This is a genomic window from Aliiroseovarius sp. M344 (assembly GCF_025140835.1).
Taxonomy (GTDB): Bacteria; Pseudomonadota; Alphaproteobacteria; order Rhodobacterales; family Rhodobacteraceae; genus Aliiroseovarius.
Map to the genome: position 1 here is coordinate 1,646,873 of NZ_CP081153.1, position 15,411 is coordinate 1,662,283.

The following is a 15,411-nucleotide window of genomic DNA, read 5'->3' on the forward strand; positions in this document are numbered from 1 at the left end:
CATGGCAACCCGGCCCGAAATTCTGTTTCCCTTATTCGCCGAGCTTGAAACGCTGGGCGGCGTCGGAGAGAAGACTGCCAAGGCCTTGGGAACATTGGGAATAGAACTGCCGCGAGATCTGCTTTTCTGGTTGCCGCACGCAGGCATTGACCGCAAGTTTCGCGCCTCGATCACCGAAGTTCTGCCGGGCGACATGGCGACGGTCGAAGTTGACGTCGTGCAGCATCGACCGGGCCGTACCAAAACCGCACCATACCGGATCGAAGTTCGCGACACGCTCACGGCGTTCGAGCTTGTTTTTTTTCACGCAAACGGCCCGTGGCTTAGCAAGAAACTACCAGAAGGCAGTAAACGCGTCATTTCGGGTAAGGTGGAAAGTTTCGACGGGAAATTGCAGATCGTGCATCCTGATTACATCGTTTCGCCCAGTGAAGCGGCAGGTATACCGGATTATGAGCCCGTTTATCGCCTGACCGCCGGCATTACAGGGAAGTTAATTACCAAAGGCGTTGGCGAAGTTCTGACCCGGCTGCCGATCTTGAAAGAATGGATCGATCCAGAGCTTAAGTCGCGCGAACACTGGCCAGACTGGAACAAGGCGCTGATGGCAGCGCACGCGCCGGAAGGTGCAGATGATCTGTCGCCGCAATCGCCCGCACGCAGGCGGCTGGCCTATGACGAATTTTTCGCCCACCAACTGACACTTGCCTTGGCCCGCGCCAAAGTGCGACGTGGCAAAGGCCGGGTCAGCGTCGGCAATGGTGATTTGCAGTCCAAAGTGTTGGCGGCATTGCCGTATAAGCCCACCAATGCGCAGACCCGTGCGGTTGAAGAGATCGCCGCCGATCTTGCGTCGGGCAAACGGATGAACCGGCTCTTGCAGGGGGATGTGGGGTCCGGAAAAACGCTGGTCGCGCTGCTGTCGCTGTTGATTGCGGTCGAAGCGGGCGGGCAGGGTGTGATGATGGCCCCCACAGAAATACTGGCCCGGCAGCACCTTGAAGGCTTGCGCCCCTTGGCCGAAGCCGCCGGCGTCGTGGTTGAGATTCTGACCGGACGCGACAAAGGGTCCGAGCGCCGCGCCAAACTGGACGCGCTGGCCAAGGGCAACATCCACATTCTTGTTGGCACCCATGCCGTGTTTCAGAAAGACGTGGAATTTCATGACCTTCGTCTGGCGATTGTGGATGAGCAACACCGGTTTGGCGTATCGCAACGGATGGAGCTGGGGGCCAAAGGACAAGCGGCGGATGTGTTGGTGATGACGGCGACACCGATCCCGCGCAGTCTGGCGCTTGCGCAATATGGCGATATGGATGTGTCTGTGCTGGACCAGAAACCGCCGGGACGCAAACCGATCAAAACCGTGCTGGTGTCGGCGGGCCGGATCGAGGAAGTGGTGGAGCGGTTGCGCAAAGCGATTGCCGATGGTGCGCAGGCCTATTGGGTCTGTCCGCTGGTCGATGAAAGCGAGGTCATGGACCTGACCGCTGCCGAGGAACGGTTCAAACATCTGCGCGCGTCCTTGGGCGAAGCCGTCGTCGGCATGGTGCATGGACAGATGCCGCCCTCTGAAAAAGACGCAGCGATGGCCGATTTCGTTGCAGGCAAGATCAAATTGCTGGTCGCGACGACGGTGATTGAGGTGGGCGTTGATGTGCCCAATGCCTCGATCATGGTGATCGAACGGGCCGAGCATTTCGGTCTGGCGCAGTTGCATCAGCTGCGCGGTCGTGTGGGCCGCGGGCAGGCGGCGTCGACCTGTCTGTTGATGTATCAATCGCCCCTGACCGAAGGCGGCGAAAAGCGTCTTGCGGTGATGCGGGACACCGAAGATGGGTTCGTGATTTCCGAAGCCGATCTGGAAATGCGCGGCGCCGGGGATGTTCTGGGCACGGCGCAATCCGGTCTGCCGCGGTTCTGGGTCGGAGATCTGGAACATCAAGCCGGTCTGATGGCTGTGGCCCAGAAGGACGCCCGCTTGCTGCTGCAACAAGACCCGGACCTGACCACGGCACGCGGAAACGCGGCACGCGTTCTTTTATGGTTAATGCGGCAAGACGAAGCGATCCGTTTGATTTCAGTGGGTTAGCCATTTCGTTCGCAAAAGTTCACAAATGTTCTTAAAAAGTTCTTTACAATGCGTTCTGATTTATGCGAACAAAATAGCAACAAAGGTGAAAGCGACCATAAAGGCGCCACCAAGACAGAGAGCAGGAGAGTGACCATGTTGAAAGACGTGAAAGCCGTATTGACCCGTTCGTCCGCCACCCTATGGCAAGACGCAATCGGGGGAATGTCTCTGTTGGTTGTGCTGTTTGGCGCGCTTCATCTGCCCGGGGTGATCTGACCCCTAATCCAGTTTCTGCCTGCTCAGGGTCCGGACACTGCATCATGTCCCAACTTCGATGCGTCCAGACGGTTCACTGCCCGTCGCCTGTCCACGTTCCGGTGTTTTGCCTCATTCCTTCACCGGACCCGATTATCCCGAGCCGCAACTTGCCGCCGCCTCCCTGCCAGGAGCGCGGCGGTTTTTTTGTGATCAGGCGTCTTGCGCGGCGTCGATCGCGGCAAGGGTGGCGTCGAATGGCAACAGGATCGACGCGTGCCGGTTCTTGAACTCGCGAGCGGGTTGGATCACCTCATACCCCTCGAAAGGTGCCGACGGGACTGGGCCATGGTCTGCCAGCATCTGATGCAACTGATCGCGGCCGCGTTGCAGTGTTTCACGATCGAGCCCAGTAACAGTATTTCCAAGAATCGCGGCCGACGCCTGGCCAAGTGCGCACGCTTTCACATTCTGAGCAAAATCCGCGATCGCTCCGTCATCAAGGGTCACACCGACCGACACTGTTGATCCACATAGGGGGGACCGGGCTTTGGCTTCGCCATCAGGCTGGTCCAGCTTGCCAAGATGGGGGATAGCAGCGGCAAGGGCGAGTATCTGTTTTGAGTAGAGCTTGATCAGGTCGCTGTCGCTCATGCATCCCACCTTTCGCATCGGAGTTTCCCGGACTACATAGGATGCGCACAAGCAATTGGAAAGGATGGGCCATGAAATTCGACGTTTCGGCTTTGAAATACGATGACAAGGGTCTAATCCCGGCGATTGCGCAGGATGCAGAGACCGGCGAGGTGCTGATGATGGCCTGGATGAATGCCGAGGCTGTGCAGCGCACGCTGGACAGCGGCCGGGTTACCTATTGGTCCCGCTCACGTCAGAGCTTTTGGGTGAAGGGCGAAAGCTCGGGCCATGTGCAGGCGCTTGTTGAGTTTCGCTTCGATTGTGACCGCGATTGCGTGTTGGTTCAGGTCAGGCAAACCGGTCCGGCTTGTCATACCAATCGGCGCAGTTGTTTTTACACGGCGGTGCGGGACGGGTATGAAGCCGAATTGATGGCGCCCATGATCTAATGGACCGCCGGGGGTTTTGCACCCCCGGACCCCCGCAGGATATTTCTGGCCAGAAGAAGCCCGCTCGGTCAAAGCCCAACCAACTTTCGGATATCTTCAGGCGATTTGCCTTCGGCGCGGTAGGTTGAGATGGCGCGGGCATCGTCGCGTTTGGCCAGTCGCTTGCCATCGTCATCCCGGATCAGCCGGTGATGGTGGTAGACTGGCGTTGGGAGGTTGAGCAACGCTTGTAACAGCACCTGCAGGTATGTGATCTGATAAAGATCCTCGCCCCGGATGATATGGGTCATGCTTTGAGCGGCGTCGTCGATGACAGCGGCCAACACGTAGGAAACCGTTTCGATCTCCTTACGGCCCAGAACGGCGTCTCCGATTTCGCGGGTCAAAAATTTTGGATCAACTTCGTGGGTGCCACGATGCGCTGCCCCCGTTTCCGCAAAAGTGAGAAGACCGACCTGGTCTAGAGCTTTCGTCAAATCCAAGCGCAGCGCATCGCCCGGTTTTCGGTCTGACATTGGGCGATGGCGACAGGTTCCGGGATACACATCGGGCGGCGTCACGCCTTCTTGCGGCGCAGAAAGGGCGGCGCGAATGTCGCTGCGCGAGCAGGAACAGGGATAGACCAGTCCACGATCCGCGAGCGACATCAAATGGTTCTGATAGGCGGACAGATGTTCAGACTGGCGGAGCACCCTGGGTTCCCATGTCAGGCCCAGCCAGTGCATATCCTCATAGATCAACGCCTCCCATTCGGGGCGGCAGCGGTCAATGTCCGTGTCTTCAATACGAAGGTGAAACTGACCATCGGCTGCTTTCGCCATATCATAGGCCAACATTGCCGAATAGGCATGGCCCAGATGCAAAGGGCCGGTTGGGCTGGGCGCAAATCGTGTAATAAACTTAGACATTTGCGCGCTGACCATTATGCAAAATTCGCAAGCCAACCGGTCCATTCGAGTTTAGCGCGATCGGTATAGGCCTTGTAGCGATCCTTACGCCCGCGACGCCCTGCTTTCAGCCCATCTACGGGTTGGAACAGGCCGAAATTCACATTCATTGGCTGGAAGGTTTTCGCCTCGGCGCCGCCGGTGATGTGGTGGATCAGAGCCCCCATGGCGGTGTTTTGAGGCGCTGTTGGTACGTCGCGGCCAAGGATTTCTGCCGCAGCGAGACGACCGGCCAGCAACCCCATCGCTGCACTCTCCACATATCCTTCAACGCCAGTGACCTGACCTGCAAACCGCAGGTTGGGGCGCGATTTCAGGCGCATTTGGTCGTCCAGAAGCGTCGGAGAATTCATGAATGTGTTGCGATGGATACCGCCCAGCCGGGCAAATGAGGCATTCTCTAATCCGGGAATTGATTTGAAAACATCGGCTTGTGCGCCGTATCTCATCTTGGTTTGGAAGCCGACAATGTTGAACAGCGTGCCCAGTGCATTGTCGCGACGCAATTGGACTACGGCATAAGGTTTATCTTCAGGCTTATGCGCGTTCGTCAGACCAACGGGTTTCATTGGACCAAAGCGCAGCGTTTCACGGCCGCGTTCCGCCATGACCTCGATCGGAAGGCATCCATCGAAATAAGTGGCCGTTTCACCGTCGTGGAACTCGGTCTTGTCGGCAGCCAGTAGCGCGTCGATGAACGCTTCGTACTGAACTTTGGTCATGGGGCAATTGAGATAAGCCTTTTGCTCTTCCTCGGTCTCGCCTTTGTCATAGCGTGACTGCGCCCAGACCACATCCATGTCGATGCTGTCGGCGTAAACGATGGGGGCGATGGCGTCAAAGAATGCGAGGCGATCGGTGCCGGTCTCACGCGCAATCGCTTCACCAAGGGCGGGTGAGGTCAGGGGCCCGGTGGCAAAGACCCAGGTGCCGTCCGTTGGCAGCTCGGTGACTTCGCCATATTCGACACTGATATTCGGCAGAGCGCGCAGTCTTGCGGTGACGTGTTGGGCGAAGGCCTCGCGGTCCACAGCCAATGCGCCACCGGCGGGCAAACGGTGTTTATCCGCACTCGACATGATCAAGCCGCCGGCCTGTCGCATTTCCCAATGCAGAAGGCCCACCGCGTTTTGCTCGTCATCATCCGAACGAAACGAGTTTGAGCACACCATTTCTGCAAAATCGCCGGATTGGTGGGCGAATGTTTCAACGGCAGGGCGCATTTCATGCAGCACAACGTCAACGCCCATATGCGCCGCTTGCCATGCGGCTTCTGAACCGGCCATGCCGCCGCCAACGATATGTAAAGTCTTGTCAGTCATGGGCCGCAGATAGGGTATCGGGCGCGAAAAGGGAAGGGGCGTCAGGTCGGGTTTTTGTGTTCAATCAGATCCCACGGATTGCCGTGCAAATCCTCGAAAACCGCGACCACTCCATAGGCTTCGTGACGGGGTGCTTCGCGGAAATGAACGCCGTGGGAAAGCATATGCGCGTGCATGTCGGCGAAGTTATCGGTGACCAAGAAATGACCGACACGACCACCGGCCTGATTGCCGATAGCTTGCGCCTGAGCACCTACCGCGCGCGCGATCAGAATGGCCGTTTCAGCGTCTTTATGGGGAGCCATGCGCACCCAACGCTTGTCACTGTCCATGTCTGTGTCTTCGAGCAGAACAAAGCGCAGGACATCGCGAAACCACGTAATGGCGCGGTCGTAGTCATCGGTCAGAAAGGCAACGAGGGCGAGCCTATTTGGCATTCTTACTTTCGAGAGCAGCGGCAATTCGCTCTTGGGCATTTGTCTGTCGGATCGAAAGTTCTATCAGCTCTTGCTGCCCCTTGTGAATCTCATCCGTCTTCGCGACATGCTTTTCCAAATAATTTCGATAAGCATTCTGCTGGTATCTGGTCAGCAAAAACATCGCACCTATTATGGCGCCACCAAACAGAAAAAGGGTCAGCGGTTGGCTCATTCGCTTACCTCGCCGTTATCCTCATCTTCCGAACTTTCCACGATCCGTGCGACCGAGACGACTTCTTCGCCCTTGCCGGTGTTGAACACCTTTACGCCGCCAGCGCTGCGTGACCGGAAGCTGATCCCCTCAACCGGGCAGCGGATCGATTGGCCTTTTGATGTGGCAAGCATGATCTGATCTTCCAGTTCAACCGGGAAGCAAGCCACGATGTCGCCGCCCTTCATGGCACCAACACCCTGACCGCCGCGCCCACTGACACGATAGTCATGGCTGGATGTCAGATTGCCGATCCCTGGCTTGTTGATCGTGACAAGCAGATCGTTGGCCTCGAGCATTTCTTGATAGCGGTCTTCGGGCAGATCGCCAGAAATTTCCTCACCGCTCTCATCGTCCGACGCATCATTGCCCAGTTCAGAACGGAACCGTTTAATAAAGGCGGTGCGTTCGTCCGGGGTGGCTTCGAAATGGCGGATAACCGAAGCCGATACAACCTCGTCCCCGGCATTGACCAGTTTGATCCCCCGCACACCGGTGGATGCGCGCGAGTTGAACACACGGGCGTCGGTGACGGGGAAGCGGATGGCGCGGCCGGATTTGGTGACCAGCATCACATCATCATTCTCGTCGCAGATGCGCGCATTGATCAGGCGAGTACCCTCGTCATCACCCTCGAACTTCATCGCAATTTTACCGTTGCGCATAACATTGGTGAAATCGGACAAGCGGTTGCGGCGCACAGAGCCTTTGGACGTCGCAAAGATGATCTGAAGATCGTCCCAGTCTTTTTCGTCCCGATCAACCGGCAAAATGGCCGCGATCGAAACACCGGTCGGGATTGGCAGAATGTTAACCAGCGGTTTGCCCTTGGCCGTGCGTCCGCCTTGCGGCAGCAGCCAAGTCTTCAACTTGTAGGCCATTCCGTCATCGGTGAAGAACAAAAGCTGGGTGTGCGTATTGGCCACAAACAGCGTGGTAATCGCGTCTTCGTCCTTGGTTTGCATGCCGGAGAGACCTTTGCCGCCACGCTTTTGTGCCCGGAAATCGGCAAGCGGCGTACGCTTGGCCCAGCCGGAGGCGGTGATCGTGACAACCATGTCCTCACGCTCGATCAGGTCTTCATCGTCCATGTCGCCGGACCAGTCGACGATCTCGGTGCGACGCGGCACGGCGAATGCCTCTCTTACTTCACGCAGTTCGTCCGAAATAATCGACATAATCCGTTCGCGTGAACGAAGAATATCCAAGTAATCTCTGATCTTTGCGGCAAGTTCTTGAAGTTCGTCAGTGACTTCCTTCACACCCATGGCCGTCAGGCGTTGCAGGCGGAGTTCTAGGATCGCGCGGGCCTGCGTTTCAGACAGGTTATAGGTGCCATCCTCGTTCATCTTATGGGTCGGATCGTCGATCAATTTGATGTATTCAGCGATGTCATGGGCGGGCCAACGACGTTCCATCAACTTGGCGCGCGCATCCGCCGGATCGGCTGATCCGCGGATGGTGGCGACCACTTCGTCGACATTTGTCACGGCGACGGCCAGACCACACAAAACATGGCTGCGTTCACGGGCTTTGCGCAGTTCATAGGCGGTTCGGCGAGTGACAACCTCTTCGCGGAAGGTGATGAAATACTTCAGAAAATCGCGCAACGTCAGTTGCTCGGGCCGCCCACCGTTCAGGGCCAGCATGTTGCACCCGAACGAGGTTTGCATCGGGGTATAGCGGAACAACTGGTTCAGAACGACCTCGGCGGTGGCATCACGTTTCAGTTCGACGACGACACGGACACCGATCCGGTCGCTTTCATCCTGCACAGCCGAAATACCCTCGATCTTCTTTTCGCGCACAAGATCCGCGATCTTTTCGATCATCGTGGCCTTGTTCACCTGGTAGGGGATCTCGTCCAGCACGATAGCATAGCGGTCTTTACGAATTTCCTCGATCCGCGTTTTGGCGCGCATGATGACGCTGCCACGTCCTTCAAGATAGGCTTTGCGCGCGCCAGACCGGCCCAACATGATCCCCCCGGTGGGAAAATCGGGACCGGGGACGTATTCCATCAGGTCTTCCGAACTGAGGTCAGGGTTTTCAATCAACGCAAGTGTGGCATCCACAACTTCGCCCAGATTATGCGGCGGAATGTTCGTCGCCATCCCCACCGCGATGCCGCCAGCGCCGTTGACCAGCATGTTGGGAAAACGGGCGGGCAGGACGGTCGGTTCAAGGTCTTTGCCGTCATAATTGTCCTGGAAATTGACGGTGTCTTTTTCAATATCTGCCAGCAGGGACGCTGCGGGCTTGTCCATCCGCACTTCGGTGTATCGCATGGCGGCAGCGTTATCGCCGTCCATCGACCCGAAGTTACCCTGACCATCCAGAAGCGGCAGAGACATGGAAAACGGCTGCGCCATACGCACCAGCGCGTCATAGATCGCGCTGTCGCCATGCGGGTGATATTTACCCATCGTGTCGCCAACCGGACGCGCCGACTTGCGATACGGTTTGTCATGTGTGTTGCCCGTGCCATACATGGCATAGAGGATGCGCCGGTGAACCGGTTTCAAGCCATCCCTGAGGTCGGGGATTGCCCGGCTGACGATCACGCTCATCGCATAATCGAGATAGGAGGCTTTCATCTCCTCTTCGATAGAGATTTGAGGGCCATCATAAACGGGCCGTTCAGGCGGCATTTCGCCTTCGTTCTCAGGTACTTCTGGGGTGTCTGTCACGTTGTCCGCCGTTTTGGTGCGTTTCACACTATATCTAGTTCCGAACTCTATATCATTGGCGGGTTGGCAGGGGCAACCAAAAGGACCGGATTTGCCCCCGAAACCGGCGGAAATTCACGGCTTTTCTTCAGCCTTCCCCCCTTGGCAATCCGCGCCAAGTGAACGAATATCGCGCCAAAGCCTATGGGAGAGCCAAATGTCCAAACCCCGCAGCATCTTTGAAGAGGTCGGCGACAAATCCAGCGTGCAGCAAGACGGTCCAAAAACCGGTGCGATTGAGCGCGGATCGGGTGGCGGTGCGGCCCGCGGTGCTGTCCGCGTCTGGCTTTTGCTGTTGTTTGCTTTGGTGGCCGCGATGGTGGTTGTGGGCGGCCTGACCCGTTTGACGGATTCAGGCCTGTCGATCACCGAATGGGCGCCGTTCACCGGGGCGATGCCGCCAATGAACGACGCCGATTGGGCGGTGGAGTTCGAGAAATATCAGCAAATCCCCGAATTTAAGCTGCAAAACAGCGGGATGGACCTTGCCGCCTTCAAATCGATCTATTGGTGGGAATGGGGTCATCGTCAGCTTGGCCGGTTCATCGGGCTGGTCTGGGCCATCGGGTTCTTCGGCTTTTTGGCCGCGCGCAAGATCCCCAACGGCTGGACGGGGCGCTTGCTTCTGTTAGGCGCACTTGGAGGTTTGCAAGGGGCAATCGGCTGGTGGATGGTGTCTTCCGGCCTGTCGGGCGAGCGCGTCGATGTCGCGTCCTATCGCCTTGCGGTTCATCTTGGTCTGGCCTTTGTCATACTGGGCCTGATCGCATGGTATATCCTGTTGCTGGGACGAAAAGAGGCCAGCCTGATGGCCGCGCGCCGCAACCGTGAGGCAAAGCTTTTTGGTATGGGCACCGGCCTGATGCATCTGGCGTTGTTGCAAATCCTTTTGGGCGCGTTGGTTGCCGGCATCGACGCGGGGCGGTCCTTTGTTGACTGGCCGTGGATGGCGGGACAGATTTTCCCGCCCGAGGCCTTTGACCTGTCCCCGGTCTGGCGCAACTTTTTTGAGAATGCGGGCCTTGTGCAATTCATGCACCGGATGACCGGCTATCTGCTGGTTGTGTTCGCGATTGTCGTCTGGCGGGTGTCGCGCCGGTCGGGCAACCAGATGGTGCGTGCGGGGTTCACATTTGCAACCCTGATGGTCATGGGGCAAGCCGTTCTAGGCATCGTCACTGTCCTTCATGCCTCGCCATTGCATGTGGCGATTACCCACCAAGTCGGCGCTATTCTGGTGTGGGTGCTGATCTTGAACGCCCGCTTCTTGGCAGGTTATCCCACCGAACAATCCATCCGAACCTGAGGCTGATAATATGACCGCATTCGACAACCTGATGGTGTTTCAACGTGACACCCAAGCGCTGACTGAAGTTGCAGGGCGCCTTGGTTGGGATCAGGAAACCGTGATGCCAGATGGGGCAGGGCCACAGAGGGCCGAGGAAATGGCGGCCATTGAAAAAGTGCTTCATGCCCGTCGGATCGATCCAAAAGTGGCCGATTGGCTGGATGCCATTGAAACGGATGCGCTTGACGTTGCCGCCGCCGCCCAGATCCGTGAAATACGCCGGGCACAGGAACGTGCTCAGAAAGTGCCCGTGGAGCTTTCTACCGCCATTGCCCGCGCGACGTCGGCTGCGCAACGAAAATGGGCAGACGCCCGCGCCGCGGACGATTTCGTGGCGTTCAGACCGGTGCTGGAAGAAATCGTGGCGCTGCGCCGCGAAGAAGCCGCCGCCCTTGCCGGGGGTGGTGACCTCTATGATGCGCTGCTGGACGATTACGAACCCGGCGCGTCCGGCACTGAAATTCAGGCGATGTTTGACGCGATGCGGCCACGGCTGGTCAGGTTGCGCGATGCGGCACTTGGGGCATCGCACCAACCCGAAAAGGTAATTGGCACCTATCCCGCAAAGAGGCAGATGCGGCTTGCCCGAAAACTTGCACAAAAATTTGGTTATGACCTGAACAATGGCCGGATCGACAAAGCCCTGCATCCCTTCAGCTCTGGTTCCGGTCTGGATGTGCGGATCACCACACGGACCAATCCCGAAGACCCGTTTAACTGCTTTTACTCTACCATCCACGAAGTCGGGCACGCCTGTTATGAGCAAAACGTCGATCGCGATTACCTGCTGACACCAATTGGGCGCGGCGCCTCGATGGGGGTGCACGAAAGTCAGTCGCGTATCTACGAAAACCAGTTCGGCCGCTCGCGCGCCTTTACAGGGTGGCTTTTCGGCCAGATGGAGCAACGGTTCGGTTATGCGCCAGCCAGCAATCCAGACGCCTTTTATGGCACCGTCAATCGGCTGGAAAAGGGCTATATCCGTACCGAAGCGGATGAAGTTCAGTATAATCTGCACGTCATGTTGCGGTTCGATCTGGAGCGCCGCCTGATATCGGGCCATTTGGACGTTGCGGATCTGGAAGAGGCCTGGAATGCCCGGTTTGCTGCGGATTTTGGCTATGACGTTGATCGCGCCTCACATGGGGTGCTGCAAGATGTGCATTGGGCCGTTGGTCTGTTTGGCTATTTCCCGACATATAGCCTTGGGAATGTCTATGCAGGCTGCCTGCACCAGGCTTTGCGTGCTGATTTGCCCAAGCTGGATTCTAAGCTAGCACAAGGCAACGCAACCTATGCGACCGCGTGGCTCAGCGAAAAAGTTCAACGCCACGGCGCGCTTTATGCACCCAAAGAGGTGATCGAGAAAGCAACAGGCCAAACGGTGTCCGTCGAACCGCTGCTTTCGTATATTGAGGCAAAGTTTGGCGAGATTTATCGGTTGTAGGGCGTCAGGTTCGGCGATTTGAAGCGCCATCCAATCTCGGGTCGATGATTTAGCTATCACCGAACGAACCGCCGATTGAATGCGGTGCAGACCGGGCGGTCATGCCGGGAAAATCTTCTGCGAAACGCCCTTCGCGTTTATGCGGTGCGGGCGCGACGCGCTTGCTTCGCAGATATCTTGTGGCCGTTCGACAACCAAGTTTGAGTTTCTTCAGTAATGCCATGGGTCAAAACTGTTCTGGAAAGACCGACATCAGCATCTGGACACCGTATTCACTGTCACAGGCACCTGCCGCGATCATGTCGCCTATGATCTTGCGCCGCTCGACGCCATCAAATTGGTCGGTGTCGTCGACGTTTTCTGTGTCTTTTTGAAAGGTCCAGTTGAGAAACGAAAATGGCGAAAGGGACAGGGTGGTCATCTTTTTAACTCCATCATGTTGTCGGAAATAATTTACGCCGCACGATGGTTCTTCTGGTATCCGTCGCGGCGCTGTGCTGATATGCAAAAATGCAGAACCGGTTCAGGGATTGGGGAGATGTGCGGGTATTCCTCGCGGTGATGCGCGAGGGGTCCACTCTTGCGGCCTCTCGGAATTTGGGGGTCAACCAAACCACCGTGGCGCGACGCATCGACGTTCTTGAACACGACCTCGACGTGACGCTGTTCGTCAGAACCACGCGAGGGGCAGAGCCGACGGACATTGCAACCACCTTGTTGCCCTATGCCGAAGCTCTGGAACAAGCCGCCCATACCTTAGAGGCTGAAGCCGAGGCCGAGAAAGGCAGAGCCAGCGCACCAATCCGTATTACCGCCTTTGAAGACGAGATGTTTGGCAATATCGGGGCCGTGGTCTCCGAATTTGTTGAAAATAATCCCGGTGTCAGCTTTGAATTCGTATTCTCGGAACGAAATCTGGATCTGATGAAAGGCGAGGCGGATGTTGCCTTGCGCATGACACCGGCGATTTCAGACGACAGGCTGATTGCTCGAAAAGTCGGGCAAACGCAGTGGACCTATTATGCCTCGCACGCCTATGCCGCCAGCCATACACTGCCTGCGCAATTCAGCGACGACATGGAAGATCACCGCGTTCATCTTCTGAACCATTTTCAAAGCAAGCGACGCAACCTTGTGCGGTGCACGACATCCAACGACATGATGATGGCGATCCAGACCGGACAGGGAAACGGCCCATTTCCAGTGACGGTTGGGGATGCAAACGCCAACCTTGTCCGCTGTTTCGATCCGCCACCCGGATCGGACCTACCGGTCTGGTTGATCGTTTCTCCGTCTGCCTATCAACGGCCCGAAATCCGCCGCTTCACTGCCTTTGCCGCACCCCGGATTGCACGCAACCTCAAGAACCCAAGCTAGAGTCACTGGAACTGTTCGGCGACCTCGGCATAAAACCCTTCAAAACCGCGTCCATTTGTCATTCTTTCAGCATCCGACATTCTGGTCTCATAGCGCACACTCGACCAACCTGTGCCTTGTGCCATATGCTGTTCACGCAAAGGAGCATGCTATGGCAAAGGTTACCGGCATTGGAGGGGTTTTTATCAAATCCACGGGGAAAGGGTCCGCATTGGCCGAATGGTATCAAACCCACCTCGGGATTACGCTCGAAGATTTCGGTGGCGCGGTTTTGAACTGGCAAGACGACAAGGCCAATGACGGTGGATTGACGGTTTGGACCACGACCGACCACAACAGCGATTGGTTTGCGCCAAGTACCTCCAGTTTCATGATCAATTACCGCGTCGATGATCTGGACGGGCTGCTCACGCAGTTGAGAGACGCTGACATTCAGGTTGTCGCCGGCCCCGAACGCCATGAAAACGGCGCTTTCGCATGGATCATGGACCCGGAAGGCAACAAAATTGAGTTGTGGGAGCCGTGCTTGTGGAATGATGCGCGGGTGAAGCCCGACGACACTTAAGGCTTTTGCGTTTCCTCGGCGTGTTTTTTCAACAGCTGTATCAGCATGTCACGCCCGCGCGCCTCGGCCCGTCGAATACGAACAGCGGTCATGAACGCTTCTTCCAGCGTGGTCGAAGACGCGCCGATGGTCTTCTTGACTTCGTCCACCAGATATTCATTTCCGGTCGCCTCGACGGCTTTCAGAACCTCTTTGGCCAGCCCATCTGAAACTTGTTCAAGAAGATCCATCTGCGCCTCGCTTACCGGGTCGTTTCGGTCAGGCGGCGGCGAACATATTCGTCCACATGCGTGATCATCGTGTCCATATGATCATCTTCAAAGAAGTGACCCGAACGCTCAATCTCGGTATGGGTGACGGTGATGCCCTTTTGCTCATGCAGTTTGTTGACCAGCGCATGGGTATCAGCGGGTGGCGCCACGCGGTCGGCGGTGCCGTTGATGATCAGGCCAGAACTGGGGCAGGGCGCCAGAAAGCTGAAATCATACATGTTGGCGGGCGGACTGACCGAGATGAAGCCGGTGATTTCCGGGCGGCGCATCAGCAGTTGCATCCCGATCCAAGCCCCGAACGAGAAGCCGGCGACCCAGCAATGCTTGGCGTTCTGGTTCATCGACTGCAGGTAATCCAGCGCCGAGGCCGCATCGGACAATTCGCCGACGCCCTGATCATACTCACCCTGGCTACGCCCCACGCCGCGGAAATTGAACCGCAGGACGTTGAAGCCCATGTTATGGAACGCATAATGCAGGTTATAGACGACCTTGTTGTTCATCGTGCCGCCAAACTGCGGGTGCGGATGAAGAATAATGGCGATGGGGGCGTCTTTTTCCTTTTGGGCGTGGTAACGGCCTTCAAGACGGCCCTCTGGGCCGGGGAAAATCACTTCGGGCATTCGGTCTCGGCCTCTTCTTTTCGTCAGGTCCCGCGTCGCTCTGCCGCTTGCAGCTTTCTTGACGCGTCCGGACCCGCACCATAATACGGGGGTGGCGAATTGGCAGGCTTTGGGCCCGCCTGTGCCAGTCCTAAGTGACCTAGTGGTCGTAGTCCAAAAGGTCAATGTTTTTAAGGGGAGGTTACGCCATGAAGCTGTCTACGAAGGGACGTTATGCGATGGTGGCGCTGGCCGATCTTGCGTTGCAGGACAATGACGCCTTGCTGTCGCTGACGGACCTGGCCAAGCGGCAAGATATTTCGCTGCCTTATCTAGAGCAATTGTTCGTCAAACTCCGCCGCGCCGGGCTGGTCGACAGCGTTCGTGGACCTGGGGGTGGCTATAAACTGGCGCGCCCGGCTTCGGAAATACGTGTGTCCGAGGTTCTTGAGGCCGTCGACGAAACAGTTTCGGCGATGCACAAAGGGGCAGGCGCGTCGGGCGCAAGCTCGGGGTCCAAAGCGCAATCGATGACCAACCGTTTGTGGGAAGGGCTGTCGGCACATGTCTATGTGTTCTTGCACCAAACCCGCTTGTCCGACGTGGTCAAGAACGAGCTGACACCTTGCCCGGCGGTGCCAACGCTGTTTTCGGTAGTGGACGAGGAATGAGCAACTTTGTCGGTTTCACTGAGGCCT

17 protein-coding genes are annotated in these 15,411 nt (G+C 57.1%); 8 read left to right on the forward strand and 9 right to left on the reverse strand.

Going from position 1 to position 15,411, the window contains the following annotated elements; genetic code table 11:
• Window position 1: 1 nt before the first annotated feature.
• Window positions 2-2,092 carry an ATP-dependent DNA helicase RecG gene (gene recG, locus K3556_RS07995; RefSeq protein ID WP_260516279.1) on the forward strand — a complete coding sequence of 697 codons (2,091 nt, stop codon included), beginning with the start codon at window positions 2-4 and terminating at the stop codon, window positions 2,090-2,092.
• Window positions 2,093-2,227: 135 nt separating this feature from the next.
• Window positions 2,228-2,350 carry a hypothetical protein gene (locus K3556_RS08000; protein WP_260516280.1) on the forward strand — a complete coding sequence of 41 codons (123 nt, stop codon included), beginning with the start codon at window positions 2,228-2,230 and terminating at the stop codon, window positions 2,348-2,350.
• A gap of 192 nt (window positions 2,351-2,542) precedes the next feature.
• Here the strand turns inward: K3556_RS08000 and K3556_RS08005 are convergent, their stop codons facing one another.
• Complete coding sequence (locus K3556_RS08005; protein WP_260516281.1) at window positions 2,543-2,983, reverse strand: iron-sulfur cluster assembly scaffold protein; 441 nt, start codon at window positions 2,981-2,983, stop codon at window positions 2,543-2,545.
• A gap of 71 nt (window positions 2,984-3,054) precedes the next feature.
• Here K3556_RS08005 and hisI point away from each other — a divergent pair, with 71 nt between their 5' ends.
• On the forward strand, window positions 3,055-3,414 hold the full coding sequence (gene hisI / locus K3556_RS08010; protein ID WP_260516282.1) for a phosphoribosyl-AMP cyclohydrolase: 360 nt from the start codon (window positions 3,055-3,057) through the stop codon (window positions 3,412-3,414).
• Window positions 3,415-3,482: 68 nt separating this feature from the next.
• Here hisI and gluQRS read toward each other — a convergent pair whose 3' ends face one another.
• The 5 genes from gluQRS to gyrA are packed head-to-tail and all read right to left on the reverse strand — an operon-like array spanning window position 3,483 to window position 9,063.
• A complete protein-coding gene (gluQRS, locus tag K3556_RS08015; RefSeq protein ID WP_260516283.1) occupies window positions 3,483-4,322 on the reverse strand; it encodes a tRNA glutamyl-Q(34) synthetase GluQRS in 840 nt (279 codons plus the stop codon).
• Window positions 4,323-4,336: 14 nt separating this feature from the next.
• Window positions 4,337-5,683, reverse strand: a complete 1,347-nt coding sequence (gene trmFO, locus K3556_RS08020; protein ID WP_260516284.1) for a methylenetetrahydrofolate--tRNA-(uracil(54)-C(5))-methyltransferase (FADH(2)-oxidizing) TrmFO — start codon at window positions 5,681-5,683, stop codon at window positions 4,337-4,339.
• A 41-nt stretch (window positions 5,684-5,724) separates the two neighbouring features.
• Window positions 5,725-6,120 carry a VOC family protein gene (locus K3556_RS08025; RefSeq protein WP_260516285.1) on the reverse strand — a complete coding sequence of 132 codons (396 nt, stop codon included), beginning with the start codon at window positions 6,118-6,120 and terminating at the stop codon, window positions 5,725-5,727.
• Window positions 6,110-6,334: a hypothetical protein gene (locus K3556_RS08030; RefSeq protein WP_260516286.1), complete on the reverse strand. Its 225-nt coding sequence runs from the start codon at window positions 6,332-6,334 to the stop codon at window positions 6,110-6,112. The genes K3556_RS08025 and K3556_RS08030 overlap by 11 nt, the downstream gene beginning before the upstream one ends.
• Window positions 6,331-9,063 carry a DNA gyrase subunit A gene (gene gyrA, locus K3556_RS08035; RefSeq protein WP_260516287.1) on the reverse strand — a complete coding sequence of 911 codons (2,733 nt, stop codon included), beginning with the start codon at window positions 9,061-9,063 and terminating at the stop codon, window positions 6,331-6,333. Before gyrA ends, K3556_RS08030 begins: the two co-directional genes overlap by 4 nt.
• A 196-nt stretch (window positions 9,064-9,259) precedes the next feature.
• On the opposite strand from gyrA, the gene ctaA reads away from it, so the two are divergent.
• Together ctaA and K3556_RS08045 are read left to right on the forward strand one after the other, a co-directional pair.
• The gene (gene ctaA, locus K3556_RS08040) at window positions 9,260-10,408 is read left to right on the forward strand and encodes a heme A synthase (protein WP_260516288.1); all 1,149 of its coding nucleotides are present in this window, start codon (window positions 9,260-9,262) and stop codon (window positions 10,406-10,408) included.
• Between the two features lie 10 nt (window positions 10,409-10,418).
• Window positions 10,419-11,897, forward strand: coding sequence for a carboxypeptidase M32 (locus tag K3556_RS08045; RefSeq protein ID WP_260516289.1), 1,479 nt, complete (start codon window positions 10,419-10,421; stop codon window positions 11,895-11,897).
• Window positions 11,898-12,123: 226 nt separating this feature from the next.
• Here K3556_RS08045 and K3556_RS08050 read toward each other — a convergent pair whose 3' ends face one another.
• Window positions 12,124-12,318, reverse strand: coding sequence for a hypothetical protein (locus tag K3556_RS08050; RefSeq protein WP_260516290.1), 195 nt, complete (start codon window positions 12,316-12,318; stop codon window positions 12,124-12,126).
• Window positions 12,319-12,437: 119 nt separating this feature from the next.
• On the opposite strand from K3556_RS08050, the gene K3556_RS08055 reads away from it, so the two are divergent.
• Together K3556_RS08055 and K3556_RS08060 are read left to right on the forward strand one after the other, a co-directional pair.
• Window positions 12,438-13,274: a LysR family transcriptional regulator gene (locus K3556_RS08055; RefSeq protein WP_260516291.1), complete on the forward strand. Its 837-nt coding sequence runs from the start codon at window positions 12,438-12,440 to the stop codon at window positions 13,272-13,274.
• A gap of 151 nt (window positions 13,275-13,425) precedes the next feature.
• The gene (locus K3556_RS08060) at window positions 13,426-13,839 is read left to right on the forward strand and encodes a VOC family protein (RefSeq protein ID WP_260516292.1); all 414 of its coding nucleotides are present in this window, start codon (window positions 13,426-13,428) and stop codon (window positions 13,837-13,839) included.
• On the opposite strand, the gene K3556_RS08065 is transcribed toward K3556_RS08060, so the two are convergent.
• Both K3556_RS08065 and K3556_RS08070 read right to left on the reverse strand, forming a co-directional pair.
• On the reverse strand, window positions 13,836-14,069 hold the full coding sequence (locus tag K3556_RS08065; RefSeq protein WP_260516293.1) for a hypothetical protein: 234 nt from the start codon (window positions 14,067-14,069) through the stop codon (window positions 13,836-13,838). The two genes, K3556_RS08060 and K3556_RS08065, sit on opposite strands and share 4 nt — an antisense overlap.
• A gap of 11 nt (window positions 14,070-14,080) precedes the next feature.
• Window positions 14,081-14,734: an alpha/beta hydrolase gene (locus K3556_RS08070; protein ID WP_260516294.1), complete on the reverse strand. Its 654-nt coding sequence runs from the start codon at window positions 14,732-14,734 to the stop codon at window positions 14,081-14,083.
• Window positions 14,735-14,922: 188 nt separating this feature from the next.
• Here K3556_RS08070 and K3556_RS08075 point away from each other — a divergent pair, with 188 nt between their 5' ends.
• Window positions 14,923-15,384, forward strand: coding sequence for an Rrf2 family transcriptional regulator (locus K3556_RS08075; protein ID WP_260516295.1), 462 nt, complete (start codon window positions 14,923-14,925; stop codon window positions 15,382-15,384).
• Window positions 15,385-15,411 lie beyond the last annotated feature (27 nt).